Annotated in this window: 22 protein-coding genes, 4 tRNA genes and 2 pseudogenes; 6 read left to right on the forward strand and 22 right to left on the reverse strand. The window is 71.3% G+C overall.

All coding sequences use genetic code 11. The annotated features are described in order from the left end of the window. Window positions 1–68: 68 nt before the first annotated feature. The 7 genes from rplJ to ACEXOX_RS22335 all read right to left on the reverse strand — a co-directional run bounded on the left by rplJ (window position 69) and on the right by ACEXOX_RS22335 (window position 4,932). Entirely contained in the window at window positions 69–620 is a 552-nt protein-coding gene (rplJ, locus tag ACEXOX_RS22305; RefSeq protein ID WP_030017006.1) for a 50S ribosomal protein L10, read from the reverse strand. A gap of 307 nt (window positions 621–927) precedes the next feature. Then, window positions 928–1,791 carry a hypothetical protein gene (locus ACEXOX_RS22310; protein ID WP_406522772.1) on the reverse strand — a complete coding sequence of 288 codons (864 nt, stop codon included), beginning with the start codon at window positions 1,789–1,791 and terminating at the stop codon, window positions 928–930. Between the two features lie 198 nt (window positions 1,792–1,989). Beyond that, complete coding sequence (rplA, locus tag ACEXOX_RS22315; RefSeq protein ID WP_361149160.1) at window positions 1,990–2,712, reverse strand: 50S ribosomal protein L1; 723 nt, start codon at window positions 2,710–2,712, stop codon at window positions 1,990–1,992. A gap of 106 nt (window positions 2,713–2,818) precedes the next feature. Next, a complete protein-coding gene (gene rplK, locus ACEXOX_RS22320) occupies window positions 2,819–3,253 on the reverse strand; it encodes a 50S ribosomal protein L11 (RefSeq protein ID WP_030017009.1) in 435 nt (144 codons plus the stop codon). A 168-nt stretch (window positions 3,254–3,421) separates the two neighbouring features. Further along, window positions 3,422–4,384 carry a transcription termination/antitermination protein NusG gene (nusG, locus tag ACEXOX_RS22325; protein ID WP_406522775.1) on the reverse strand — a complete coding sequence of 321 codons (963 nt, stop codon included), beginning with the start codon at window positions 4,382–4,384 and terminating at the stop codon, window positions 3,422–3,424. 72 nt (window positions 4,385–4,456) lie between these two features. Continuing rightward, window positions 4,457–4,750, reverse strand: coding sequence for a preprotein translocase subunit SecE (gene secE, locus ACEXOX_RS22330; RefSeq protein WP_030017011.1), 294 nt, complete (start codon window positions 4,748–4,750; stop codon window positions 4,457–4,459). A gap of 109 nt (window positions 4,751–4,859) precedes the next feature. Next, a tRNA-Trp gene (locus ACEXOX_RS22335) sits at window positions 4,860–4,932 on the reverse strand. Between the two features lie 184 nt (window positions 4,933–5,116). On the opposite strand from ACEXOX_RS22335, the gene ACEXOX_RS22340 reads away from it, so the two are divergent. Together ACEXOX_RS22340 and ACEXOX_RS22345 are read left to right on the forward strand one after the other, a co-directional pair. Continuing rightward, entirely contained in the window at window positions 5,117–6,349 is a 1,233-nt protein-coding gene (locus ACEXOX_RS22340) for a pyridoxal phosphate-dependent aminotransferase (RefSeq protein WP_406522776.1), read from the forward strand. Window positions 6,350–6,468: 119 nt separating this feature from the next. Then, window positions 6,469–7,491: an adenosine deaminase gene (locus ACEXOX_RS22345; RefSeq protein WP_406522777.1), complete on the forward strand. Its 1,023-nt coding sequence runs from the start codon at window positions 6,469–6,471 to the stop codon at window positions 7,489–7,491. Between the two features lie 48 nt (window positions 7,492–7,539). Here ACEXOX_RS22345 and ACEXOX_RS22350 read toward each other — a convergent pair whose 3' ends face one another. The 6 genes from ACEXOX_RS22350 to ACEXOX_RS22375 form a co-directional block, all read right to left on the reverse strand. Beyond that, a complete protein-coding gene (locus ACEXOX_RS22350) occupies window positions 7,540–8,595 on the reverse strand; it encodes a UDP-N-acetylmuramate dehydrogenase (protein ID WP_406522779.1) in 1,056 nt (351 codons plus the stop codon). Window positions 8,596–8,664: 69 nt separating this feature from the next. Further along, window positions 8,665–9,099, reverse strand: coding sequence for a MaoC family dehydratase (locus ACEXOX_RS22355; protein ID WP_406522781.1), 435 nt, complete (start codon window positions 9,097–9,099; stop codon window positions 8,665–8,667). 4 nt (window positions 9,100–9,103) lie between these two features. After that, window positions 9,104–9,559 carry a MaoC family dehydratase N-terminal domain-containing protein gene (locus ACEXOX_RS22360; protein WP_030017016.1) on the reverse strand — a complete coding sequence of 152 codons (456 nt, stop codon included), beginning with the start codon at window positions 9,557–9,559 and terminating at the stop codon, window positions 9,104–9,106. A 164-nt stretch (window positions 9,560–9,723) separates the two neighbouring features. After that, window positions 9,724–9,888 carry a 50S ribosomal protein L33 gene (gene rpmG, locus ACEXOX_RS22365; RefSeq protein WP_006604855.1) on the reverse strand — a complete coding sequence of 55 codons (165 nt, stop codon included), beginning with the start codon at window positions 9,886–9,888 and terminating at the stop codon, window positions 9,724–9,726. Between the two features lie 88 nt (window positions 9,889–9,976). Further along, window positions 9,977–10,049: transfer RNA gene (locus tag ACEXOX_RS22370), tRNA-Met, on the reverse strand. A 47-nt stretch (window positions 10,050–10,096) separates the two neighbouring features. Then, window positions 10,097–10,169: transfer RNA gene (locus ACEXOX_RS22375), tRNA-Thr, on the reverse strand. Between the two features lie 182 nt (window positions 10,170–10,351). On the opposite strand from ACEXOX_RS22375, the gene ACEXOX_RS22380 reads away from it, so the two are divergent. Both ACEXOX_RS22380 and ACEXOX_RS22385 read left to right on the forward strand, forming a co-directional pair. Next, the gene (locus ACEXOX_RS22380; protein ID WP_406522783.1) at window positions 10,352–11,641 is read left to right on the forward strand and encodes an amidohydrolase family protein; all 1,290 of its coding nucleotides are present in this window, start codon (window positions 10,352–10,354) and stop codon (window positions 11,639–11,641) included. An 81-nt stretch (window positions 11,642–11,722) separates the two neighbouring features. Beyond that, on the forward strand, window positions 11,723–12,385 hold the full coding sequence (locus tag ACEXOX_RS22385) for an SDR family oxidoreductase (protein ID WP_406522785.1): 663 nt from the start codon (window positions 11,723–11,725) through the stop codon (window positions 12,383–12,385). 120 nt (window positions 12,386–12,505) lie between these two features. On the opposite strand, the gene ACEXOX_RS22390 is transcribed toward ACEXOX_RS22385, so the two are convergent. After that, window positions 12,506–12,587 (reverse strand) — tRNA-Tyr (locus ACEXOX_RS22390). A gap of 193 nt (window positions 12,588–12,780) precedes the next feature. Between ACEXOX_RS22390 and ACEXOX_RS22395 the strand changes: the two genes are divergently transcribed. Continuing rightward, window positions 12,781–13,269 (forward strand): YajQ family cyclic di-GMP-binding protein, encoded by a 489-nt coding sequence (locus tag ACEXOX_RS22395; protein ID WP_030017019.1) that lies wholly within the window; start codon window positions 12,781–12,783, stop codon window positions 13,267–13,269. Window positions 13,270–13,371: 102 nt separating this feature from the next. Here ACEXOX_RS22395 and ACEXOX_RS22400 read toward each other — a convergent pair whose 3' ends face one another. After that, window positions 13,372–14,538: a hypothetical protein gene (locus ACEXOX_RS22400; RefSeq protein ID WP_406522787.1), complete on the reverse strand. Its 1,167-nt coding sequence runs from the start codon at window positions 14,536–14,538 to the stop codon at window positions 13,372–13,374. 115 nt (window positions 14,539–14,653) lie between these two features. Here ACEXOX_RS22400 and ACEXOX_RS22405 point away from each other — a divergent pair, with 115 nt between their 5' ends. Then, window positions 14,654–15,382 (forward strand): hypothetical protein, encoded by a 729-nt coding sequence (locus ACEXOX_RS22405; protein ID WP_406522788.1) that lies wholly within the window; start codon window positions 14,654–14,656, stop codon window positions 15,380–15,382. A 74-nt stretch (window positions 15,383–15,456) separates the two neighbouring features. Here ACEXOX_RS22405 and ACEXOX_RS22410 read toward each other — a convergent pair whose 3' ends face one another. The 7 genes and pseudogenes from ACEXOX_RS22410 to ACEXOX_RS22440 all read right to left on the reverse strand — a co-directional run bounded on the left by ACEXOX_RS22410 (window position 15,457) and on the right by ACEXOX_RS22440 (window position 23,667). Then, the gene (locus ACEXOX_RS22410) at window positions 15,457–15,852 is read right to left on the reverse strand and encodes a YccF domain-containing protein (RefSeq protein WP_406522790.1); all 396 of its coding nucleotides are present in this window, start codon (window positions 15,850–15,852) and stop codon (window positions 15,457–15,459) included. 162 nt (window positions 15,853–16,014) lie between these two features. Continuing rightward, window positions 16,015–16,878, reverse strand: coding sequence for a zinc metalloprotease HtpX (gene htpX / locus ACEXOX_RS22415; RefSeq protein WP_406522792.1), 864 nt, complete (start codon window positions 16,876–16,878; stop codon window positions 16,015–16,017). 391 nt (window positions 16,879–17,269) lie between these two features. Further along, a complete protein-coding gene (locus ACEXOX_RS22420; protein WP_406522793.1) occupies window positions 17,270–18,910 on the reverse strand; it encodes an NADH-quinone oxidoreductase subunit N in 1,641 nt (546 codons plus the stop codon). Beyond that, window positions 18,910–20,566, reverse strand: a pseudogene (locus tag ACEXOX_RS22425) (NuoM family protein). Before ACEXOX_RS22425 ends, ACEXOX_RS22420 begins: the two are co-directional and overlap by 1 nt. Window positions 20,567–20,583: 17 nt before the next feature. Beyond that, a pseudogene (locus ACEXOX_RS22430) lies at window positions 20,584–22,616 on the reverse strand (NADH-quinone oxidoreductase subunit L). Continuing rightward, window positions 22,613–22,993 carry an NADH-quinone oxidoreductase subunit NuoK gene (gene nuoK, locus ACEXOX_RS22435; protein WP_406522795.1) on the reverse strand — a complete coding sequence of 127 codons (381 nt, stop codon included), beginning with the start codon at window positions 22,991–22,993 and terminating at the stop codon, window positions 22,613–22,615. Before nuoK ends, ACEXOX_RS22430 begins: the two are co-directional and overlap by 4 nt. Continuing rightward, complete coding sequence (locus ACEXOX_RS22440) at window positions 22,993–23,667, reverse strand: NADH-quinone oxidoreductase subunit J (RefSeq protein WP_406522797.1); 675 nt, start codon at window positions 23,665–23,667, stop codon at window positions 22,993–22,995. Before ACEXOX_RS22440 ends, nuoK begins: the two co-directional genes overlap by 1 nt. Between the last annotated feature and the right edge of the window lie 62 nt (window positions 23,668–23,729).

Below are 23,729 nucleotides of genomic sequence, written 5' to 3' on the forward strand. Positions count from 1 at the left end.
TCGGCTGGTGCCGGATGTACATTGCGGCGGGCGTGCTGAGCAGACGTGCCCGCTGGACTGCGAAGTGGTTACTCCGCGGCCTCGGCGGGAGCCGGCTCACCGGCACCGCCCTGCTCGACCTTGCTGCGAAGAGCTTCCGCGGTGCGGACCATCTTCGTGAGCGGGGCCTGGAAGGTCGCCGCGGCCTTGGCCATGGACGCCTTCATGCCACCCGCCAGCTTGGCGAGCAGAACCTCGCGGGACTCGAGGTCCGCAAGCTTCTTGATCTCGTCGGCGGACAGCGCCCTGCCGTCGAGGACACCGCCCTTGATGACGAGAGAGGGGTTCTCCTTGGCGAAGTCACGAAGACCCTTCGCCGCCTCGACCGGGTCACCGGTCACGAAGGCGACAGCCGTCGAGCCCTTGAGGTGCTCGTCCAGCGTGATCCCGGCCTCATTGGCCGCAATCTTGGTCAGCGTGTTCTTCACCACACGGTACTGAGCGTTGTCACCGAGCGAACGGCGCAGCTGCTTGAGCTGAGCGACGGACAGTCCGGTGTACGCGGTCACGACAGCGGCGTTGGAGTTACGGAGCTTCTCCGTGATCTCCTCGACGGCTGCGACCTTGTCGGGCCTCGCCATGAGCCTCGGCCTCCTTCCGGGTGATGAGGACCGCGCAGAAGGGGCTGGGCAAAACAAACGCCCCGGCGCGGGCGCACGGGGCATGGCTCAACCGGGGGAACAGAGTTCTTCCGGGAGTTCTTCCTCGTCCACCTGCGCAGGCCGTCCGCAGCTAGCGGATCCTTCGGTTCCGTACGCCCGTAAAGGCGTACAGAGACAACCAGCGGTCTTTGGCTTCTTCGCTACGGTACGCGAACGGCCGTCGCGCAGGCAAATCCGTTCCGGACCCGGCGGCGCGCCGGGCCCGGAACGGCGGGGCGGGAGGGCGTCAGCCCTTCAGGCCGCCGCCCGCGGCACCGGCGCTGAGCTTGCCGGCGTCGTTCACCTGCGAGGCCGGGGGCTCCTGGACGTCGACCTTGGTGCCGTAGTCGGAGTAGTAGACCGTGCTCTCCGCGCCGCCCATGTTGTTCTGGGCCTTCTCGGTCTTCTTGACGAGCAGGTCGCCGGGGCCGATCCACAGGTCGATGGTCTCGTTCTTGGTGCCGCTCTGCTTGAGCGACTCCTCCAGCGCCTTCATGTCCTTCTCGCTGAAGTCCTTGGAGGCCTGCATCCGCGTCAGCTCGGCCACGTCGAAGGTGGCGGTGTAATGGGTCGTCCGAACCCCGCGCACCTCCTCCGTACCCACCTTCTTGGCCTTGCCCGACGCGATGACCAGGCCCATCGACCGCGACGGGTTGTTGTTCTGCATCTGATCCTTGATCAGCGCGAAGCTCGGGTTCTGCTTGGCGAGCGCGTCGAAGTCGTACTTCATCCACGGCTTGCCGCCGAGGCCGAGGTTGATGTACATCGCCTCCGGCGTGGAGAGCACCTTCATGGGCTTGCCGCCGCCCAGACCGCCCTGGCCGGACATCTCGGCGGTCATCCGCACGCCCTCGGCCCAGTCCAGCTCGCCCTTCATCGTGCGCGTCATCGCACCCGACTTGCTGGTCGTCTCGACCTTGGCCGACTTCTCCGCGCCGGTCTTCTCGGAGGCCGTCCGCAGGGCCGCGGCGGCGGCCTGGACGGGCGAGCCGTTGCCGCCCCCGTCGCCGCCCGCCTTGTTGCCGCCGTCCTTGTCGCCGCAGGCGGTCAGGCCCGCCATCATGACGACGCCGGCCACGACCGCCGTGATCCGCGCAGTACGCACGTACATCTCCCCGTTGTAGATCAGTTTTACGACTGCGGGTGAGCGTAGTGCAGAGGGGTGACAGCGCCCGCCGCCGGGCCCCGCGGCGTCCCGAACGCCCCGTGCCGTCCCGTACGGGCCCGTCGGCCGCGAAAGCGCCGGGCCCCGCACCTCGGACGAGGTGCGGGGCCCGGCGTACGCGTACGCGCGCGCCTGCCGTCAGACTCAGACGGCGAGCGCGTCCTCCTCGACGAGGAGGTTGCGGGTGCGGTTGCCGTCGACCGGGACGCCGGGGCCCATCGTGGTGGCGATGGTGGCCTTCTTGATGTAGCGGCCCTTGGCGGCGGACGGCTTGAGACGGTTGATCTCCTCCAGCGCCGCGGCGTAGTTCTCCACCAGCTTGGTGTCGTCGAAGGACACCTTGCCGATGATGAAGTGGAGGTTCGCGTGCTTGTCCACGCGGAACTCGATCTTGCCGCCCTTGATGTCGGTGACAGCCTTGGCGACATCCGGGGTGACGGTGCCGGTCTTCGGGTTCGGCATCAGACCACGGGGACCGAGCACGCGGCCGAGGCGGCCGACCTTGCCCATGAGGTCCGGCGTGGCGACGACGGCGTCGAAGTCCAGGCGGCCCTTGGAGACCTCGTCGATCAGTTCGTCGGAGCCGACGATGTCGGCGCCGGCGGCTTCCGCGGCCGCAGCACGGTCGCCGGTCGCGAAGACCAGGACCCGGGCGGTCTTACCGGTGCCGTGCGGAAGGTTCACGGTGCCACGGACCATCTGGTCGGCCTTGCGCGGGTCGACACCCAGACGCATGGCGACCTCGACGGTCGCGTCGAACTTGGCCGCGGAGGTCTCCTTGGCCAGACGGACGGCCTCGAGCGGGGCGTACAGACGCTCCCGGTCGATCTTCGCGTCCGCGTTGCGAAGAGTCTTGCTGCGCTTCACTGCTGCTCCTGAATGGTGGCGATGGAGTCGTGGTACGGGCCAGCGCCTGGCCCTGCCACGTGCCCCGTGATGCGGCGGGTGCCGCGGGGCGGATGCGGGGTGGCTGTCAGCCCTCGACCGTGATGCCCATGGAACGGGCGGTGCCGGCGATGATCTTCGACGCGGCGTCCAGGTCGTTGGCGTTCAGGTCGGGCATCTTGGTGGTGGCGATCTCGCGGACCTGGTCGGCCGTGATCTTGGCGACCTTGGTCTTGTGCGGCTCGCCGGAGCCCTTTTCCACGCCCGCGGCCTTCAGGATCATCTTCGAGGCCGGCGGGGTCTTGGTCACGAAGGTGAAGGAACGGTCTTCGTAGACCGTGATCTCCACCGGGATGACCCAGCCACGCTGCGACTCGGTCGCGGCGTTGTAGGCCTTGCAGAACTCCATGATGTTGACGCCGTGCTGACCCAGCGCGGGGCCGACCGGCGGAGCCGGGTTCGCGGCACCGGCCTGGATCTGGAGCTTGATGAGCCCCGTGACCTTCTTCTTCTTGGGAGGCATGCTCTCTCCGGGTCCTAGTGAGAGGTTTTTCGCCAGACCATCCGGTCATCCGGATGGAGGCATACCGCACAACGATAACGGGTACAGAGGTGCGGCCAAAAACCGAGCAGGTCAGACGGTCCCCGAGGGGCCCGCCTGACCTGTTCGGAAGCGTGGTTCCAGAAGGTGTCAGTTCTTCTGGATCTGGTCGAAGCTCAGCTCGACCGGGGTCTCGCGGCCGAAGATCTCGACGAGGCCCTTGACCTTCTTCGAGTCGGCGTTGATCTCGTTGATCGTGGCCTGCAGCGTGGCGAACGGGCCGTCGGTGACGGTGACCGAGTCGCCCACCTCGAAGTCCAGCACCTGGACCTCGACCTTGCGGGACGGCGCCGGCTTGCCCTCGGCCTCGGCGGCCTCCTTGGCGGCCTTCGCCTCGGCCTCCGGGGCGAGCATCTTGACGATCTCGTCCAGGGTCAGCGGGTACGGGTCGTAGGCGTTGCCCACGAAGCCGGTCACGCCGGGCGTGTTGCGCACGACGCCCCAGGACTCGTTCGTCAGGTCCATGCGCACGAGCACGTAGCCCGGGAGCTTGTTCTGGCGGACGTTCTTGCGCTCGCCGTTCTTGATCTGGACGATCTCTTCCTCGGGGACCTCGGCCTGGTAGATGAAGTCCTCGACGTTGAGCGAGACGGCGCGCTGCTCCAGGTTGGCCTTCACGCGCTTCTCGTAGCCCGCGTAGGTGTGGATGACGTACCACTCGCCCGGCAGGGTGCGCAGCTCTTCGCGGAGCGCGGCGACCGGGTCGACCGGCTCGGCCTCGACCTCGGCCTCGGCGTCGTCCTGCGCCGCGTCCTCGTCGGTCTCCGCCGCGTCGGCGGCCTCGCCGTCAGCCTCGGCTGCCTCGTCATCGGCCTCGACGGCCTCGTCGGCGGTCTCGACGCTCACCGCGGCCTCCTCGGCGGGCTCGCCCGCCTCGGCGTCCTCGGTGTCGAGCTCGTCGGCCGCGTCGGCGCCTTCGACGATCTCGCGAGCGCCCTCTTCGTCGGCAAGCGCCGCAGCGTCGCCCTCGACCTCGGCCGAGGCAGCCGCGTCAACGTCGGCCGCTGCCGTCTCGACGGAGTCGGCGGCGTCGTTCAGGTTCGGGTCAGACACGGTGGCTGCTTCTTCCTGGCTTCAAGGGGTTGAACATGCAAAGGGGCGCCCGCAAAGGCGCCCTTCGCGGGATCAGCCGAAGACGTACTTGACGGCCTCGTTGAATCCCAAGTCAATCACGGTTACAAGACCGATGACGATGACGACGAAGACGATCACCACAGTGGTGTACGTCGAGAGCTGTCCCCGCGTGGGCCAGACGACCTTGCGGAGTTCGGCGATGATCTGCCGGTAGAAGAGTGCGAGGCGGGCGAACGGGCCCTTCTTGCCGCGCTTGCCGCCGCGGCGGGGCTTCTTCGCGTCCGAGCCCTCGTCTTCGGAACGACCGCGCTCAGGCATGTCGATGGAGCCCAGGGCGTCCGTCACTCGTCCTCACCTGAATCCGGGTCGTTGACCGTGCCGCGCCCGGTAGAGCCGCACGGCGGTGCATTTCAGTACGTACGCGTGCACGCGACTCGGTGACGAGTGCGTGTAGCAGGGCCGGAGGGACTTGAACCCCCAACCGCTGGTTTTGGAGACCAGTGCTCTACCAATTGAGCTACGACCCTTTGTGGTTCCCCCAACCTACCGCATCCCGGCCACTGCACGAGGTGCGTGACCGCTTGCGCCCTGTCGGGGGCCAACGGTCTGCGAGTGTACGTGGTTCGCGGCCGGGCGTCGAACAGAAAGCCCCGAGGTGGTGCCCGCAAACCCGTGTGCCCGCCCCGACGGCGGTCTGGGAACATGCAGTACATGAGCGCTACTCCTCCCGCACAGTCCCCCACCGACCGTCGGGTGTCGGCCCGCGTCGGGTCGATCTCCGAGTCCGCGACCCTCGCCGTGGACGCCAAGGCGAAGGCGCTGAAGGCCGCCGGGCGTCCGGTGATCGGCTTCGGCGCCGGTGAGCCCGACTTCCCCACGCCGGACTACATCGTCGAGGCCGCCGTCGAGGCCTGCCGCGACCCGAGGTTCCACCGCTACACCCCGGCCGGCGGCCTGCCCGAGCTGAAGGCCGCCATCGCGGCGAAGACGCTGCGCGACTCGGGTTACGCGGTCGAAGCGGCGAACGTGCTGGTCACCAACGGTGGCAAGCAGGCGATCTACGAGGCGTTCGCGGCGATCCTGGACCCGGGCGACGAGGTCATCGTGCCCGCCCCGTACTGGACCACCTACCCGGAGTCGATCCGGCTGGCGGGCGGCGTGCCGGTGGACGTGGTGGCCGACGAGACCACCGGTTACCGGGTCTCCGTGGAGCAGCTGGAGGCGGCCCGTACGGACCGTACGAAGGTGCTGCTGTTCGTCTCGCCGTCCAACCCGACCGGCGCGGTCTACACCCGCGAGCAGGTCGAGGCGGTGGGCCGCTGGGCCGCCGAGCACGGCCTGTGGGTCCTGACGGACGAGATCTACGAGCACCTGGTCTACGGCGACGCGGAGTTCTCCTCGCTGCCGGTCGTGGTCCCGGAGCTGCGCGAGAAGTGCATCATCGTCAACGGCGTGGCCAAGACGTACGCGATGACCGGCTGGCGGGTGGGCTGGGCCATCGGCCCGCAGGACGTGATCAAGGCCGCGGCGAACCTCCAGTCGCACGCCACCTCCAACGTCTCCAACGTGGCGCAGGCGGCGGCCATCGCCGCGGTCTCCGGCGACCTGGACGCCGTCGAGGAGATGAAGGTCGCCTTCGACCGGCGGCGCAAGACGATGGTGCGGATGCTCAACGAGATCGAGGGCGTGCTGTGCCCCGAGCCGGAGGGCGCGTTCTACGCCTACCCGTCGGTCAAGGGACTGCTCGGCAAGGAGATCCGCGGCAAGCGTCCGCAGACCAGCGTGGAGCTGGCCGGGCTGATCCTGGAGGAGGCCGAGGTGGCGGTCGTCCCGGGTGAGGCGTTCGGCACGCCGGGCTACCTGCGCCTGTCGTACGCGCTCGGTGACGAGGACCTGGTCGAGGGCATCTCGCGGGTCCAGAAGCTGCTGGCCGAGGCCAAGTAGCGCACAGCGGCGGATGCGCGGGCCCGTGGGGGAACCCGGGGCCCGCATCTGCTTTCGGGCGGGCGCTCGTTCGGGAAAGGGCCTACCGGCGCGTCGGGCCCGTACGGCAAGATCCTGGGATGGAACGTGTACGCGATGTCCGAGGGCTGCCCAAGGCCCACCTGCACCTGCACTTCACGGGGTCGATGCGGCCGTCGACCCTGCTGGAGCTCGCCGACAAGTACGGCGTGCACCTGCCGGAGGCGCTGAAGGGCGGCGAGCCGCCGAAGCTGCGGGCCACGGACGAGCGCGGCTGGTTCCGCTTCCAGCGGCTGTACGACATCGCGCGCTCCTGCCTGCGCTCCCCGGAGGACATCCAGCGGCTGGTCAGGGAGGCCGCGGAGGAGGACGTACGGGACGGCTCGGGCTGGCTGGAGATCCAGGTCGACCCGACCTCGTACGCGCCCCGGCTGGGCGGGCTGATCCCGGCGCTGGAGATCATCCTGGACGCGGTGCGCACCGCCTCCCGGGACACCGGGCTCGGGATACGGGTCCTGGTGGCCGCGAACCGGATGAAGCACCCCCTGGACGCCCGTACGCTGGCCCGTCTCGCGGTCCGCTATGCCGACCACGGCGTGATCGGTTTTGGTCTCTCCAACGACGAGCGGCGCGGTTTCGCGCGCGATTTCGACCGGGCCTTCGCCATCGCCCGTGAGGGCGGATTGCTGGCGGCGCCGCACGGCGGCGAGCTGTCCGGGCCGTCGAGCGTGCGGGACTGCCTGGACGACCTGCACGCGTCCCGTGTCGGCCACGGGGTGCGGGCGGCGGAGGACCCGGCGCTGCTGCGGCGGCTGGCCGAGCGCGGGGTGACCTGCGAGGTCTGCCCGGCGTCGAACGTGGCCCTGGGCGTCTACGAAAAGCCCGAGGACGTACCGCTGCGGACGCTGTACGACGCCGGTGTCCCGCTGGCGCTGGGCGCCGACGACCCGCTGCTGTTCGGCTCCCGGCTGGCGGAGCAGTACGAGATCGCGCGCACGGCACACGGCTTCTCGGACGCGGAGCTGGCCGAGCTGGCCCGCCAGTCGATCGAAGGATCGCGGGCGCCGGAGGGCGTGCGGCGGGAGCTGCTGGCGGGGGTGGAGGCGTGGCTGGGGGAAGGCTGAGCCCTCCGGACCCCGGCGTGTCCTGGCTCTACCGGGCCCCGGCGCGTCCTAAAGGGTGACGCCGACCGTCACCGGCTCGTTGACCAGCGTGACGCCGAAGGCCGCGCGGACGCCCTCACGGACCTCGCGGGCCAGCGCGAGCAGGTCCTCGGTGGTGGCCTCGCCGCGGTTGGTGAGGGCGAGAGTGTGCTTGGTGGAGATGCGGGCCGGGCCGTCGCCGTAGCCCTTGGTGAAACCGGCGCGGTCGATGAGCCAGGCGGCCGAGGTCTTCACGCGCCCCTCCCCCGCCGGGAAGGCGGGCGGGGTGACGTCCGCGCCGAGGCGCTCGTGGACCCGGGCGAGGAAGTCCGCGTACTGGGCCTCGGTGAGGACCGGGTTGGTGAAGAAGGAGCCCGCCGACCAGGTGTCGTGGTCCTCCGGGTCCAGCACCATGCCCTTGCCGGCCCGCAGCTTGAGCACGGTCTCGCGGGCGTCGGCGGCCGGCACCCGGTCACCCGCCTGGACACCGAGGGTGCGCGCGGTCTCCGGGTACTTGATCGGCGCGGACAGCCCGCCCGCGTCCTCCAGGGCGAAGCGCACCCGCAGCACGACGAACCGGCCGGGGTGCTCCTTGAAGCGGCTGTGGCGGTACGAGAACGCGCACTCGGCGTTCGAAAGGGTCACGGTCTCGCCCACCGTGCGGTCGTACGCGACCACTTCGGTGATGGTGGAGGACACTTCCTGTCCGTACGCGCCCACGTTCTGGATGGGCGTGGCTCCCGCCGAGCCGGGGATGCCGGCCAGGCACTCGATGCCCGCGAGCCCGGCCTCGACCGTACGGGCCACCGCGTCGGACCAGTTCTCGCCCGCGGCCAGCGTCAGATCGGTGCCGTCCAGCGCGAAGCCGCGGGTGGCGATGCGCAGCGCGGTGCCCTCGAAGCCCTTGTCGCCGATGACCAGGTTGCTGCCGCCGCCGATGACCAGCAGCGGCGTGCCCGCCGCGTCGGCCTCGCGGACGGCCGCGACCACCTCGTCGTCCGTGGTGGCGGTGAGCAGCCGGGTGGCCGGACCGCCGAGGCGGAAGGTGGTCAGCGGGGCGAGGGGAGCATCGGTGAGTTCCTGCACGGGCTCAAGAGTACGGGGGCGGTCCGCCGCTCCGGCCGGGCCGCCCCCGTGCAGTGACGATCACTCGGCTCAGGCGAGCCGCACCACCGCGCGCGACATCCCGAGCACCTTCTGCCCGGCGCTGGTCGCGGTCAGGTCGACCCGGACCGTACGGGCCTGGTCGTCCAGTTTGGCCGCGACCTTGGCGCTGACCTCGACGACCGCGCCCTCGTCGTTGTTGGGCACCACGACGGGCTTGGTGAAGCGCACGCCGTACTCGACGACGGCGCCCGGGTCGCCGGTCCAGTCGGTGACCACGCGGACCGCCTCGGCCATGGTGAACATGCCGTGCGCGATCACGTCGGGCAGGCCGACCTCCTTGGCGAACTTCTCGTTCCAGTGGATCGGGTTGAAGTCGCCGGAGGCGCCCGCGTAGCGCACGAGCGTGGCACGGGTCACAGGAAAGGTCTGCGCCGGGAGTTCGGTGCCGGCCTCGACGTCCTCGTAAGAGATCTTCGCCGTCATCGCGTCAGCCCTCCTGCCCGGCGGCGCGCGCCACCAGCTTCGTGAAAGCGGTCACCACGTGCTCGCCCGCTTCGTCGTGCACCTCACCACGGATATCGAGAATGTCGTTTCCCGCCATGGATTTGATCGCCTCGATGGTCGAGGTGACCGTCAGCCGGTCGCCGGCGCGCACCGGGCGGGTGTAGACGAATTTCTGGTCGCCGTGCACCACCCGGCTGTAATCGAGACCCAGCTGCGGGTCTTCGACCACCTGTCCGGCCGCCCGGAAAGTGATGGAGAACACAAAGGTCGGCGGGGCGATCACATCGGGGTGACCGAGCGCCCTGGCGGCTTCGGCGTCGGTGTACGCCGGCGCGGGGTCCCCGATCGCCTCGGCGAATTCGCGGATCTTCTCCCGGCCGACCTCGTAAGGAGCGGTGGCCGGGTAGCTCCGCCCGACAAAGGACTGGTCGAGCGCCATGGGCTCGCAACCTCCCTGAAGTGGTCCCTGCAAAGAACCTGACCTTGCCATACCGGCACGCCGGCGCAGCGGGGCGGCACCGCACCGCGCGCCGCCGCCGTCGCACCACAACGCCGCGAGGCCGCCCCCAAGGACTGGGGACGGCCTCGCGGACGAGCCTGGTGTTATCGCGTCTCGCGGTGTGCGGTGTGCGAGTTGCAGCGCGGGCAGTGCTTCTTCATCTCAAGACGGTCCGGGTCGTTACGCCGGTTCTTCTTGGTGATGTAGTTCCGCTCCTTGCACTCCACGCAGGCCAGCGTGATCTTCGGGCGGACGTCGGTGGCAGCCACGTGAGTGCTCCTTGACGGACGGGTGGACGGATGAACGCATAGAAGAGTAGCCGATCGGAGGACCGACCCCACAATCGGCTACTGTCAGTAGCGGTGACCGGACTTGAACCGGTGACACAGCGATTATGAGCCGCTTGCTCTACCGACTGAGCTACACCGCTGTGATGCGAGTGGACCCCGCCCGAAGGCGGGATACCTCACACATCAGAGCCCCAATACGGAATCGAACCGTAGACCTTCTCCTTACCATGGAGACGCTCTGCCGACTGAGCTATTGGGGCGAGCGATGAAGACATTACACGGCCTGCCGCCAAAGGTGAAATCCGTATCCGGAGCCCCGCCCCGGCCGCCCCCGGCACCACACCGGTACGACTATTTCGCGCCTCCGTGAAGCTCCCCGGAGCGCCCCCTAGGCTCGGACCACGCTGCGTGATCTTGCACGCCCGGTCCTTCGAGGAGCGCGATGTCCGACAGCAGTCAGCCGCAGCCGGGGCCCGAGAGGGCCACGGACAGCGACGGCACGGGCGCCGCGGCAGGCACCCTGGTCCTCTGCGACGCCCGGCTCGCCGACGGCCGCGTGGTGGACGTACGGCTCAGCGGCGGGCGCATCGAGGCGGTCGGCACGGCCGGCAGCCTCGCCCCGCAGGGCTCCCGCGTCGACCTCGGCGGCTACCTGCTGCTCCCGGCCCCCGCCGAGCCGCACGCGCACTGCGACACCGCGCTGACCGCCGACGCCGCCGGCCCCGTCGCCGACACGCTCGAAGCCGTGCAGCGCCGCACCACCGAGGCGGCCCTGCTGCAACTCGGCCACGGCGCGACGGCCCTGCGCGCCCACGTACGGATCGGCGACGTCCAGGGACTGCGGTCGCTGGAAGCCGTCCTCCAGGCGGGCCGGTCGCTGCGCGGACTGGCCGAGCTGACCGCGGTCGCGGTGCCGCGACTGCTCACCGGGGCGGCCGGCGCGGACGGGCTGGCGATGCTGCGGGACGCCCTCAAAATGGGCGCCACGGTCGTCGGCGGCTGCCCGGACCTCGACCCCGACCCCGCCGGATACGCCGAGACCGTCCTGGAGCTGGCGAACGAGCACGGCTGCGCGGTCGACCTGCACACCGACGGTGACGACCCCGCGCGCCTCGCCCGGTTCGCCGCGATGGCGGGCGGGCTGCGGCCCGGCGTGACCCTCGGGCCGTGCGCGGGCCTGTCGGCGCTGCCGCCGGAGATGGCGGCGCGCACCGCCGAGCAGCTCGCGGCGGCCGGCGTGACGGTCGTCTGCCTGCCACAGGGCGGCTGTGCGGCCCTGGAGCGGCAGGGCGCCCTCCCGGGACACGGCGGGGCCACGGGCGGCCTGGCGCCCCGCTCAGCGCCCGTACGGCTGCTCCGCGCGGCCGGCGTACGGGTGGCGGCGGGCAGCGGCGCCCTGCGCGACGCGGCGAACCCGGTGGGCCGCGGTGACCCCCTGGAGGCGGCGTACCTGCTGGCCTCCATGGGCGAGGCCGGCCCCGAGACCGCCTACGGGGCGGTCAGCACGGCCGCCCGCGCGACGCTGGGCCTGCCGGAAGTCCGCGTCGAAGCGGGTTTCCCCGCCGAACTGCTGGCCGTACGGGGCGAGAGCCTCGCCGGGGTGCTGTCCCTCGCCTACAGCCGGATCGTCGTCCACCGGGGACGCGTGGTGGCCCGGACGAGCGCGGTACGCGAGTACTGCGACTCGGCGGCGGTGGTGGCGCTGGAGCTGCCGCGTCAGTCGCAGCGGTGAGCGGGGAGGCAGGGCCCCCGGTGCGGCTCCGGCCGCCCGGGCTGCCGCGCCGGGCCGGGTGACAGGCGTACGGTCGGGATCATGCGCATTGTCATCGCAGGTGGACATGGTCAGATCGCGCTGCGGCTGGAGCGACTGCTCGCCGGGCGCGGGGACGAGGTGGCGGGCATCATCCGCCGGCCCGAACAGGCCGGGGACCTGCTGTCCGCCGGTGCCGAGCCGGTCGTCTGCGACCTGGAGACGGCCACCGTCGCGGACATCGCCCGGCACCTCGAAGGGGCGGACGCGGCGGTCTTCGCGGCGGGCGCCGGGCCGGGCAGCGGCATCGAACGCAAGGAGTCGGTGGACCGCGGTGCCGCGTCCCTCTTCGCGGACGCGGCGGAGGCAGCCGGTGTGCGGCGCTTCGTGGTCGTCTCGTCGATGGGCGCCGACACGGAGCCGCCGGCGGGCACCGACGAGGTGTTCGCCGCGTATCTGCGGGCCAAGGGCGCCGCGGACGCCGACGTACGCGCCCGTTCCGGCCTGGACTGGACGATCCTGCGGCCGGGCCGCCTCACGGACGACCCGGGCACGGGCCGGGTCCGGCTGGCCGAGTCGACCGGCCGCGACGCGATCCCCCGGGACGACGTGGCTGCCGTACTCGCCGCCCTCCTGGACGAGCCGGGCACGGCCGGCCGCACGCTGGAGCTGATCGGCGGCGGCACTCCGGTCGACGAGGCCGTCCGGGCGGTCGCCGCCGACTGAGCCGTCCGGGTCCCGCTCCGCGGCGTACGCGCTGCGGGGCTCCGGCCCTCGTACGGACAAGCGTCCGGCAAGCAAAAAGGCCCTGATCCGTTCTCACGGACCAGGGCCTTTTCGGACCTGTGGCGGCGCCAGGATTCGAACCTGGGAAGGCTGAGCCGGCAGATTTACAGTCTGCTCCCTTTGGCCGCTCGGGCACACCGCCATGGGTTTCGCTGCCGGGAGATCCGCCGGTGTGGCGCCGCTCCGTGGCAACGACGTAAACCATACCCGATGGCCGGGGGTGGTTCGCCACTCGGTTCTTCCCGGACCGATCATGCTCGGGGTGACTAGGCTTGCGTAGCGGTCCCAGGTGGGCCGTACCCCTGACGGATCTATGTACGAGGAGCCAACTCAAGATGGCCGACTCCAGTTTCGACATCGTCTCGAAGGTCGAGCGGCAGGAGGTCGACAACGCCCTCAACCAGGCCGCCAAGGAGATCTCGCAGCGCTACGACTTCAAGGGCGTGGACGCGTCGATCAAGTGGTCGGGCGAGAAGATCGAGATGCGGGCCAACGCCGAGGAGCGCGTGAAGGCCGTCCTCGACATCTTTCAGTCCAAGCTGGTCAAGCGCGGGATCTCGCTGAAGGCCCTGGACGCGGGCGAGCCGGAGGCCTCCGGCAAGGAGTACAAGATCTTCGCCTCTCTCGAAGAGGGCATCTCGCAGGAGAACGCGAAGAAGGTCGCCAAGATCATCCGCGACGAGGGCCCGAAGGGCGTCAAGGCGCAGGTGCAGGGCGACGAGCTGCGCGTCAGCTCCAAGAGCCGGGACGACCTCCAGGCCGTGCAGCAGCTGCTGAAGGGCAAGGACCTGGACTTCGCGCTGCAGTACGTGAACTACCGGTAGTCCCTCGGCGTTCCGCCGGCGCCTCCGGCGACGGACGCGACCGAGGGCGCGGCACCGAGAACCGTCTCGGCGCCGCGCCCCGTCGCGTTCCGCACGCCTTCTCTAGGCCGGGCCGCCTGCCCGCCGGGCGCGCTTGCGGCGCGTGAACAGGACGGTCGCCAGTGCGAGAGCGGCGGCGGCAGCGGCCACGGCCAGCTCGGCCTTCCGGGGCCGGCCGGCGTCCCGGGCAGTGGCCGGCGCGGGGGACGTCCCGGGTTCGGCCGGAACGGGCGGGGCGGCCTTGCCGGGCGGGGCGGTGTCCGTGATCTCCAGCCTGATCGGTGCCGTGTTGTTCGTGGGGTCGGTGTCCCCCTCGATGGGTTCGCGTACCGAAACCTTTCCCTCGGCGCCGTCCACCCGCCGGTCGATCCGTACGCGCAGGTCCTCGTAGTTGGGCTGACCGCCGCACTGAATGTGTCCGTCCAGGTCGTCCTGCCAGCAGGTGGAGATCTCGGAGGGGGTCCCCTCCCGCTCCTCACTCGTCAGCGGGGCGAACGACGTCCCCGGCGGCAGCTCCACGCGCACCCCGCCGGCCCCGTCGCCGATGTTCGCCATCTCCGCGGTGGCGTACTCCCCGACCCTGCCGCGGAGCGTGACGCCCTTGACCTTCCAGTCCGCCTTCTTGCTGTACGAGGGCGAGGCGAAACGCAGTTCACCGCCGCCCTCGACCGTGTCGCCGGCGACCGGTACCAGGCCGAGCGCGGGCCCCGAGCCGCGCCGGCCGGAGCTCTTGTAGTCCTCGGCGTACGGGGGCGGGTCGCCCAGCGGCCAGACGGCGTAGCGGTACGCCCCCTCGACCGTGGCGTGATCACTGGTGACCGCCGGGAGCGGCTCGGCGGTCTCGTACGCGGCCCCCACGGGCACGGCGTCCGGGAATTCGCAGAAGACCGACCTGCCGCCCACCGGGTAGTAGCAGTTGTCATGGCCCGCGGCGGCGCCGACGACATCGAAGACCGCGTTGCCGACTTTCACGGCCAGCACCACACCGCGGGCCGCCGGGACGTCCCCGGTGTTCTCGAAAGCGGGTGTCAGGCGGGGGACGGCCGCACGGGCGTCGACGCGGCCGGCCTCCGGATCGTCCGCGGGGAGGACGAAGGGCTCGTGGGAGCGGAGCGTGAAGGAGGGCCGCCCGCCGTTCCCGTACGGCGCGGCGGCGCCCGGTCCGAGCAGCACCGTCGCGGCGACGGCCGTCAGAAGTGCCGTGATCCGTCTGCCTGTTCGTTCCCGCACCGACGCCCGCCCCCCGTGTCCCGAATCGGTCTCGAAGGGGACACCCTCGCACACCGTGCGCGTTTCGAGAGCCGGCACTTGACCTCAATCTTGGTTGAGGTCGGAGGCTGTTCGCATGACTTCGGAAACGCACACCCAGCAGGCCGAGTACGTCCACCCCACCGCACCGGGCGGCGCCCCGGACCCGGACGCCTTCCGGGCGGACACCTTCCCCGACATCCGGCGGGCCGGCGTCGGCACCGTGCTGATCAGTGAGTGGGACGCGGAGAACCCCGAGCGGCAGCAGGCCATGGCCGAGGGCGCCGCGCGGGCGCTGCGGGCGGCGCCGCTGCCGGACGGGCTGGTCTCGCAGGTCTACCTCACCGGTACGGACGGGCGGACCGTACTGGGCTTAGGGCAGTGGGAGGAGGGGCGGGCAGGAGCGTCCCAGCAGGCCGTCGAGGCGGGCGGGGCGCGGCGCTACCGCTACTACCGCAGCCTGCTGCCGCAGGGCGAGCAGCCGGAGCCGGGGTGCGTGGTGGCCGTCTCCTTCGAGACGACGGGGCACGAGGCCGCGCGGCAGCTCGTCGACGGCCTGCTGGACCTGCTGGGCGAGGTGCAGCCGGGTTCGGCCGAGACCTCGCGGACCGGGTCGGGCGGCATCTCCTCGAACTTCCACATCAGCGAGGACGGCACCCGGGTCTTCAACTACAGCGAGTGGACGGACGAGGCCGCGCACCAGCACACGGTCGAGACGTCGTTGCAGCAGGGCGGCGCGGTGATGAACCTGATCGCGGGCATCCCGGGCGTCACCCCGCTCGGTTTCCGGCGGTACGTGACGCCTCGGGGGCTCGTACGGCGGTGAAGGAACAGGCCGGGCCGGGCCGGCCTTCCACGGCGCCCGGAAGCGCCCGGAAGCGCCCGGCCGGCGCCCTCGGCTCAGTAACGCCCGGCGAAGGGCTGGTCCGTCGGGACGATCTCGCGGCCGAGCGGGAACAGGGAGAGCGGCACCATCTTGAAGTTCGCGATGCCGAACGGGATGCCGATGATCGTCACGCACTGCAGGGCGCCCGTGACGATGTGGCCCAGCGCCAGCCACCAGCCCGCGAAGACGACCCAGATGACGTTGCCGATGACCGAGCCCGCGCCCGCGTCGCGCCGCTCCACCGTCGTACGGCCGAAGGGCCACAGCGCATAGCCCGCGATACGGAACGAAGCGATACCGAAGGGGATCGTGACGATCAGAATGCAGCAGATGATGCCTGCGATGACGTAACCGATGGCCATCCACAAGCCGCTCAGGATCAGCCAGATGACGTTGAGGATGAGCTTCATGGTCGGCAGCCTTCCGTGCACCTGCGTGGTGCGGTGGTGGTGTCTTTCCTCCAGGTAGACGCAGCGGTGGTCGGAAACAGTTGCGGCCGGTCACGGCCAGGTCGTGGCCGTCCCGGTGCGGGCGGCGGGATCTGGCCCGGCGTCAGGACTGACGGGTCGGCGTCAGGACTGACGGCCCGCCATCTGCTCCAGGCGGCTGATGCGCTCACGCATCGGCGGGTGGGTCGAGAAGAGCTTGGTCATGCCGTCACCGGGCCGGAACGGGTTGGCGATCATCATGTGGCTCGCCGTCTCCAGCCGCGGTTCGGCCGGCAGCGGGAGCTGCTGGGTGCCCGCCTCCAGCTTGCGGAGCGCGGAGGCCAGGGCGAGCGGGTCGCCGGTGAGCTGGGCGCCGGAGGCGTCGGCCTGGTACTCGCGGGAGCGGCTGACGGCCAGCTGGATGAGGGAGGCCGCCACCGGCCCGAGGATCATGATCAGGAGCATCCCCAGGAAGCCGGGGCCCTCCTCGTCGTCGGAGCGGCCTATGGGAATCAGCCAGGCGAAGTTGACCAGGAACATCACCACCGAGGCCAGGGCTCCGGCCACGGACGAGATGAGGATGTCGCGGTTGTAGACATGGCTGAGTTCGTGCCCGATGACGCCGCGCAGCTCGCGTTCGTCCAGGAGGTGCAGGATGCCGTCCGTGCAGCAGACGGCGGCGTTGCGCGGGTTGCGGCCGGTGGCGAAGGCGTTGGGGGCCTGGGTCGGTGAGATGTACAGCCGGGGCATGGGCTGGCGCGCGGCCGTGGAGAGCTCGCGGACCATGCGGTAGAGCTGTGGTGCCTGGAACTCGCTCACCGGGCGGGCGCGCATCGCCCGCAGTGCGAGTTTGTCGCTGTTCCAGTACGCGTAGGCGTTGGTTCCCAGGGCCACGAGGACCGCGACGATCAGGCCCGTACGGCCGAAAAGTCCGCCGATGACGATGATGAGTGCGGACAGTCCCCCGAGGAGTACGGCGGTCTTGAGCCCGTTGTGCCTGCGGTGCACGGTACGCCCTCCAGGTGGTGCGGCAGGGGAACCCTTTGCTGACGTTTCCTCCACTTTTCAGTGGACCCTTTCTGTCTGGTCAACGCCAGATGAGGGGTGCTAGTTCCCTTGTGCATGCGGGGACGGCGTACGGCCGTGCGAGTGAGCCCGTGCACGGGTGTCTTCCGTGCGCTCCTGCGAGGGTGGTCGGGGGCCGTCGTATTCCGGACAGGAGGCGGTCGCGGAACCCGTTCCGGAGTGGCCGGAGATCGCGGCCGGAGGGAAGGGAAGCGGCCGGGTGGTGGCCGGACCGTGCTCGGACAGCGGTCAGGAACGGTCCGCAATCAGGTGCGGACAGCGAGCAGGTGCGATCCCGCTCAGAAGAGGTGCCGGGAACGTCCGCCCGGCCCGCTCAGAGGAGTGCGCCGGAGGCGAACCGGAGGACGAGCTGCGGCGCGCCGGAAAGGACGATGCCGAGGACGGCGGCGAGGGCGATCGCGGCGGCCAGCGGAACCGGGACCTTCGCCTTGGGGAGGGCGGCCGGTCCGGCCGTCCCGGGGGCCTGGGTACGGGCCCCCTCCGCCCCCTCGTCGACCGCTCCGGCCCCGGCACCCGCTGCGGCAGCGACCTTCACGCGCCGCTCAGCCGCGACCTCGCCCTCGCCCTCGGCCGTCTCCCCCGCCGTACGGAAGAGCACCGCCGTCCACTGGAGGTAGTAGTAGAGCGCGATGACCACATTGACGGCCATGACGACGGCGAGCCACGCCAGGCCCGCGTCCACCGCCGCCGAGAAGACCGTGACCTTGGCGAACAGACCGATGATGCCGGGCGGCAGGCCCGCGAGGCAGAGCAGGAAGAAGCCGAGGGCGAGGGCGGCCAGTGGGCGGCGTGTGACGAGGCCGCGGTAGTCGCTGATCCGGTTGGCGGGGCTCGTACGGGCCACCAGGGCGGCGACCCCGAAGGCGCCGAGGTTCACGGCCGCGTACATCAGGGCGTACGCGACGGTCGCGCCGATGGCGTGCGCCGCGTCGTCGGCGTACCCGGCGGCGGCGATCGGCACCAGGAGGTAGCCCGCTTGGCCCACCGAGGACCAGGCGAGCAGGCGTACCGCGCTGTGCGCGCGCTCCGGGGCCTGGCGCAGCGCGGCGACATTGCCGACGGTCATGGTGAGGGCGGCCAGGACGGCCACGGCCGGGCCCCAGACGTCCGCGTACGAGGGGAAGCCCTCGACCGTGACCAGGATGAGGCCCGAGAAGCCGACGGCCTTGCCGATGACGGAGAGGTAGGCGGCGATCGGCAGCGGCGCGCCCACGTAGGTGTCGGGCACCCAGAAGTGGAACGGCACGGCGGCGGTCTTGAAGGCGAAACCGACCAGGGTCAGGGCGACGCCCGCCGTGGCCAGGGTGGCCAGTTGCGGGTCGGGCAGGTCCGTGAGGGCGGTGGCGACGCGGGACAGGTGCAGGCTGCCGGTCGCCGCGTAGACGAAGCTGACGCCCAGGAGCATGACCGCGGTGGCCGCCACCGAGGACAGGAAGAACTTCAGGGCCGCCTCCGAGGAGAGGCGGTCCGCGCGCCGGAGCCCTACGAGGGCGAAGGCGGGCAGCGAGGCCACTTCGAGGGCGATGACGAGGGTCGCCAGGTCCCGGGAGGCGGGCAGCAGGGCCGCGCCCGCCGCGGAGGACAGCAGCAGGAACCAGAACTCGCCGGCGGGCAGCCGGTGGTCCTCGACGGCGGTGACCGACAGCAGTGCGGTGAGCAGGGCGCCGGCCAGTACCAGGAACTGGATGACGACGGCGAAGTGGTCGGCGGCGTAGCTGCACACGCCCGGGTCCGTGGTCAGGCAGAAGGTACGGCGGTCCCCCGCCACGAGGGGCAGGAGGGAGAGCGCGGCGAGCGCGAGGCCGCCGATCGCGCACCAGCCGAGGAGCGGCTTGCGGTGCCGCGGGACGAAGAGGTCGGCGACCAGGACGGCCAGGGCGACGACGGCGGTGATGGTGGGCGGTGCGACGGCGACCCAGTCGACGGACTGGACCAGGGAGGTCACGGAACTCATCACTTACCGCCTCCGAGGAGCTGCTGGACGGCCGGGTCGGTGAGGCCGAGGAGGGCCGCGGGCCACAGGCCGGCGAGGACGGTGAGCGCGGCGAGGGGTGTCCAGGCCGCGTATTCGTAGCGGGCCAGGTCGGGGACGACGGGGGCGGTGCGGGTGGCTCCGGCCTCCTCGGAGCCCGCGGTCGCGAGGGCACCGGGCTCCTCGGGCCCCGCGGTTCCGGCGGTCCCGGCGGCTTCGGCCCCGCCGTCCTCGGCCGGCTCCCTGCCCCCATGCACACCCGCCGTACGACGATCAGCAGGTACGCGGCGGTGAGGAGGGTGCCGAGGCCGGCCAGCGCCATGAAGGTGAGGAACGCGGGGCGGCTGAGGCCCGCGGCGGGCTCGAACGCGCCGAACATGGCCAGCATCTCGCCCCAGAACCCGGCGAGCCCGGGCAGGCCGAGGAGGCGATGGCACCGAACGCCAGCAGGCCGCCGAAGCGCGGTGCGCGCCCGTACAGGGCGGCGCCGGTGCGGCCGGCGAGCCGGTCCAGGTCGGTGGTGCCGTACCGGTCCTTGAGGGCACCGACCAGGAAGAAGAGGAGGCCGGTGATCAGGCCGTGCGCGATGTTGGCGAACAGGGCGCCGTTGACGCCGGTGGGTGTCATGGTCGCGATACCGAGCAGCACGAAGCCCATGTGGCCGACCGAGCTGTACGCGATCAGCCGCTTGAGGTCGCCCTTCGCGCCGCGCCGGGCGAGCGCCAGGCACGCGAGCGAGCCGTAGACGATGCCGACGGCGGCGAAGGCGGCGAGGTACGGGGCGAAGGTGTGCATGCCGTCCGGCGCGATGGGCAGCGCGATGCGCACGAAGCCGTACGTGCCCATCTTCAGCAGGACGCCGGCCAGCAGCACCGAGCCGACGGTCGGGGCGGCGGTGTGCGCGTCGGGCAGCCAGCTGTGCAGGGGCCACATCGGTGCCTTGACGGCCAGTCCGATGCCGATCGCGAGCACCGCGAGGAGCTGGACGGTGTGGCTGAGCTGGGAGTTCGGGCCGTTGTCAGTGGCGAGTGCCACCATGTCGAACGTGCCGGACTTCAGGCCGACGAGCAGGAGGCCCAGAAGCATCACGACCGAGCCGAGGAGGGTGTAGAGGATGAACTTCCACGCCGCGTACGTCCTTTGCGCACCGCCCCAGCGGGCGATGAGGAAGTACATCGGGATGAGGACCATCTCGAAGGCGAGGAAGAACAGCACGAGGTCCAGGACGGCGAAGGTGGCGAGGGTGCCGGCCTCCAGGACCAGGAGCAGGGCCACGAACGCCTTGGGGGACGGGCCCGCGGGCAGGTGGAAGTAGCTGTAGAGCGCGCAGAGGAAGGTCAGCAGCGCGGTCAGGACGAGGAGGGGGAGCGAGATGCCGTCGATGCCGAGATGGATCCGGATGCCGAGCGCCTGGATCCAGCTCATGTCGGTGGTGGCCTGCATCCGGGCCGGGTGGTCGTGGTCGAATCCGACGGCGAGCGCGACGGCCGCGGCCAGCACGACACCGGTGACGGTCACGCCGTGGCGCAGTACGGCCTGGTCGGGGTCGCGGCCCTTGAGGCCGGGCGGGGCGGGGAGCAGAGCGGCGACCGCGCCCAGCAGGGGGAGGACGACGACAGCCGCGAGGAGAAGCTGCATAGCGGTGTGATTCACGGTCAGGCTCCCGTGCCCGTAGCGACGAGGACGACGGCGACGGCCAGGACGAACGAGCCCGCGAGCAGCGCGCCCAGGTAGGTCTGCACATTGCCGGTCTGGGCGCGGCGGACGGCGGCTCCCAGCCAGCGGGAGGCGGTGCCCGCGCCGTTCACGTACGTGTCGACGACCTCGCGGTCGAGGAAGCGCACGAGCCGGGCCGCGGCCCGCACCGGCCGAACGAACAGGGCGGTGTAGAAGGCGTCGAGATGGAAGCCGACGGCTGCGGGGCGGTGCAGCGGGCCCAGGAGGAGCCGGCCGGGGTCGGCGGGGTCCGGGGCGCCGGCGTTGTCGCCGTAGGCCGCGGCGTGGGTGGCGATGGCGCGCTCCTCGGAGTCCGCGGGGGCGGCGTCCGGGTCCACGGCGACCGCGCCGAGCGGGACGCGCGCCGCGAGAGCGGTGGTGTGCCGCCAGGCACCGTAGGTGACCAGGGCGCCGACGAGGGCGACGCCGGTGCCCAGGACGGAGGTGGTCAGGGTCGGGGTCAGCGAGCGGCCGTCGAACCAGTCGGGCAGGACGGGGGTGGCGAGGCCCAGCGCGAGGGTGGGGACGAACAGCACCCACAGCACGGTGTTCATGACGAGCGGCTGTTTGCCGTGGTCGGGGGCGGGTTCGGGGCCCTTGCCGTGGAAGGCCAGCAGCCACAGCCGGGTCGCGTACCCGGCGGTGAGGAGGGCGGTGAGCAGGCCGGCGAGCAGGACGGTCCAGCCCGCCGCGGCGGGAACGGCGGCGAGGGTGCCGGAGGCCGTGGTGTGACCGGTGGCGGCGTGTTCGGCGGCGCCCAGGACGGCTTCCTTGGAGAAGAAGCCGGCGAACGGGGGATGGCGGCCAGGGCGAGCAGCGCGACCGTCATCGTCCAGTAGGCGTCGGGGATGCGCCGGGCCAGGCCGCGCATCCGCGACATGGCGGCCAGCGAGTTCGTGCCGGCGGCGTGGATGACCACACCGGCGGCGAGGAAGAGCAGGGCCTTGAACGCGCCGTGTGACAGGAGGTGGAAGACGGCGGCGCCGCGGTCGCCGACGGCCAGGGCACCGGTCATGTAGCCGAGCTGGCCGACCGTCGAATAGGCCAGTACGCGCTTGATGTCGTCCTGCGCCAGGGCGGCGAGGCCGGAGCCGACCATGGTGACCGCGGCCATGACGGCGAGCACGACCATCGCGGTGGCGGACGCCGCGAAGACGGGGAGGAGACGGGCGACGAAGTAGACACCGGCGGCGACCATGGTGGCCGCGTGGATGAGGGCCGAGACCGGGGTCGGGCCGGCCATCGCGTCGGGCAGCCAGGTGTGCAGCGGGAACTGGGCCGACTTGCCCGCGACACCGGCCAGGAGCAGCAGCGCGATGAGCGTGGGGTGGTCCAGGCCGCCGACGGCCACGGTCTTGAGGATGCCGGTGATGCGGAACGTGCCGGCGTCGGCGGCGAGCGCGAAGATGCCGAAGAGGAAGGGGACGTCGCCCAGCTTGGTGACGAGGAACGCCTTGAGGGAGGCGGAGCGGGCGGCTTCGGTCTCCCAGTAGTGGCCGACCAGGAAGTACGAGCAGATGCCCATGATCTCCCAGCCCACCAGCAGCACCATCAGGTCGCCGGAGTAGACGACCAGCAGCATCGCGGCGGTGAAGAGGGAGACCAGGGCGGCGTAGGAGGGGTAGCGCGGGTCGTCGCGCAGGTAGCCGGTCGAGTAGAGCTGCACGCAGCAGGCGACGACGGCCACGAGTACGGCGACGAGGGCGGCGAAGCCGTCGATGTGCAGGGCGAGGTCGACGGGGACCGAGCCGGTGGGGGTGAGCCGGGTCGCGGCGTCCACCGGGGTCTTCCCCGCGCCCGCGCCGCCGCCCTGCGAGACGGCCACGACGACGGCCAGGGCGGCCGCGGCGGCGGTCGGCAGGATGGCCAGCGGGCGCACGAAGCCGGGCGCCCGGCGGCCGAGGAGGAGGCCCGCGAGAGCGCCGAGGAAGGGAAGGAGGGGTACGAGTACGGCGGTGGTCGTGGTCGTCACGCGGCGGCCTCCGCCCGGTGGTCCGGCCGCGGCCGGCCGGGGGTGTCGTCGTTCGGGTCGCTGCCGTCCGGGCGCTCGGCGAGGTCGCGGAGGCGGTCCACGTCCGAGCTGCCGCGGTTGCGGTAGACGAGCAGGACGATCGCCAGGCCGATGCCGATCTCGGCGGCGGCCACGGCGATGGTGAAGAGGGTGAGGGCCTGGCCGGCGTGCAGTTTGTCGCGCAGCCAGACGTCGAAGGCCACCAGGTTCAGGTTGACGGCGTTGAGCATCAGCTCGACCGACATCAGGACGAGGATCGCGTTGCGGCGGGCGAGGACGCCGTACAGACCGACGCAGAACAGGAGGACGGCGAGGACGGCGGGATAGGCGAGATGCATCAGCCTTGGTCCTCTCTGAGGCGTGCGCGGTCACCGGGCCGTCCGCGGGAGCCGGGCTGCTCACGGGAGCTGGTCTGCTCACGGGGACCGGGCCGCTTGCCGGAGCCGGGCCGTCCGCTGCCGTCGGGCCGTTCGCGGTCGTCGTTCTTGCGGGAGAGCACGATCGCGCCGACGAGGGCGGCGAGGAGGAGGACGGAGAGCGCTTCGAACGGCAGCACCCAGTACTGGAACAGGCTGCGCCCGGAGGCTTCGGTGGAGCCCTGGACCGCGCCGTCCAGGTCGATCCAGGTCGTACGGAACGCGTCCGTGACGACCCAGACGAGCGCGGCGGCGGAGGCGACGGCCACGGTGAGCGCGGCCCAGCGGTTGCCCGAGTCGGCGTTCTCGGAGCGGCCGATGGGCGCCTTGGTGAGCATCAGTCCGAACAGGAGGAGCACGACGACGGACCCCACGTAGATCAGGACCTGCACCCAGGCGATGAACTCCGCGGTCAGCAGCAGGTACTCCACGGCGATACCGCCGAGGGCGACCACCAGCCACAGGGCGGCGTGCACCAGCTGCTTGGTGGTGACGGTGACCACGGCCGCGCCGAGGGTGACGAGGCCGACCAGGAGGAAGGCGATCTCGACCCCGGTCGGGGAGAGGAAACCGTGGCTTGCGGCGGCGAGCGTCACGCTTCCCCTCCTGTTCCCGGGCGGCGTTCCGAGGCTCTTCCCCGGCCGCCTGCTGCTGGGCC

Source organism: Streptomyces sp. Ac-502, from assembly GCF_045222935.1.
Taxonomy (GTDB): Bacteria; Actinomycetota; Actinomycetes; order Streptomycetales; family Streptomycetaceae; genus Streptomyces; species Streptomyces monomycini.

Bases quoted from the DNA above. Each gene is read 5' to 3' on its own strand.
- rplJ (WP_030017006.1), bottom strand. From the start codon at position 620: ATGGCGAGGCCCGACAAGGTCGCAGCCGTCGAGGAGATCACGGAGAAG.
- ACEXOX_RS22310 (WP_406522772.1), bottom strand. From the start codon at position 1,791: ATGTACGTGCGTACTGCGCGGATCACGGCGGTCGTGGCCGGCGTCGTC.
- rplK (WP_030017009.1), bottom strand. From the start codon at position 3,253: ATGCCTCCCAAGAAGAAGAAGGTCACGGGGCTCATCAAGCTCCAGATC.
- ACEXOX_RS22340 (WP_406522776.1), top strand. From the start codon at position 5,117: ATGAGCGCTACTCCTCCCGCACAGTCCCCCACCGACCGTCGGGTGTCG.
- ACEXOX_RS22345 (WP_406522777.1), top strand. From the start codon at position 6,469: ATGGAACGTGTACGCGATGTCCGAGGGCTGCCCAAGGCCCACCTGCAC.
- ACEXOX_RS22355 (WP_406522781.1), bottom strand. From the start codon at position 9,099: ATGACGGCGAAGATCTCTTACGAGGACGTCGAGGCCGGCACCGAACTC.
- ACEXOX_RS22360 (WP_030017016.1), bottom strand. From the start codon at position 9,559: ATGGCGCTCGACCAGTCCTTTGTCGGGCGGAGCTACCCGGCCACCGCT.
- ACEXOX_RS22380 (WP_406522783.1), top strand. From the start codon at position 10,352: ATGTCCGACAGCAGTCAGCCGCAGCCGGGGCCCGAGAGGGCCACGGAC.
- ACEXOX_RS22385 (WP_406522785.1), top strand. From the start codon at position 11,723: ATGCGCATTGTCATCGCAGGTGGACATGGTCAGATCGCGCTGCGGCTG.
- ACEXOX_RS22395 (WP_030017019.1), top strand. From the start codon at position 12,781: ATGGCCGACTCCAGTTTCGACATCGTCTCGAAGGTCGAGCGGCAGGAG.
- ACEXOX_RS22405 (WP_406522788.1), top strand. From the start codon at position 14,654: ATGACTTCGGAAACGCACACCCAGCAGGCCGAGTACGTCCACCCCACC.
- ACEXOX_RS22410 (WP_406522790.1), bottom strand. From the start codon at position 15,852: ATGAAGCTCATCCTCAACGTCATCTGGCTGATCCTGAGCGGCTTGTGG.
- ACEXOX_RS22420 (WP_406522793.1), bottom strand. From the start codon at position 18,910: ATGAGTTCCGTGACCTCCCTGGTCCAGTCCGTCGACTGGGTCGCCGTC.
- nuoK (WP_406522795.1), bottom strand. From the start codon at position 22,993: ATGCATCTCGCCTATCCCGCCGTCCTCGCCGTCCTCCTGTTCTGCGTC.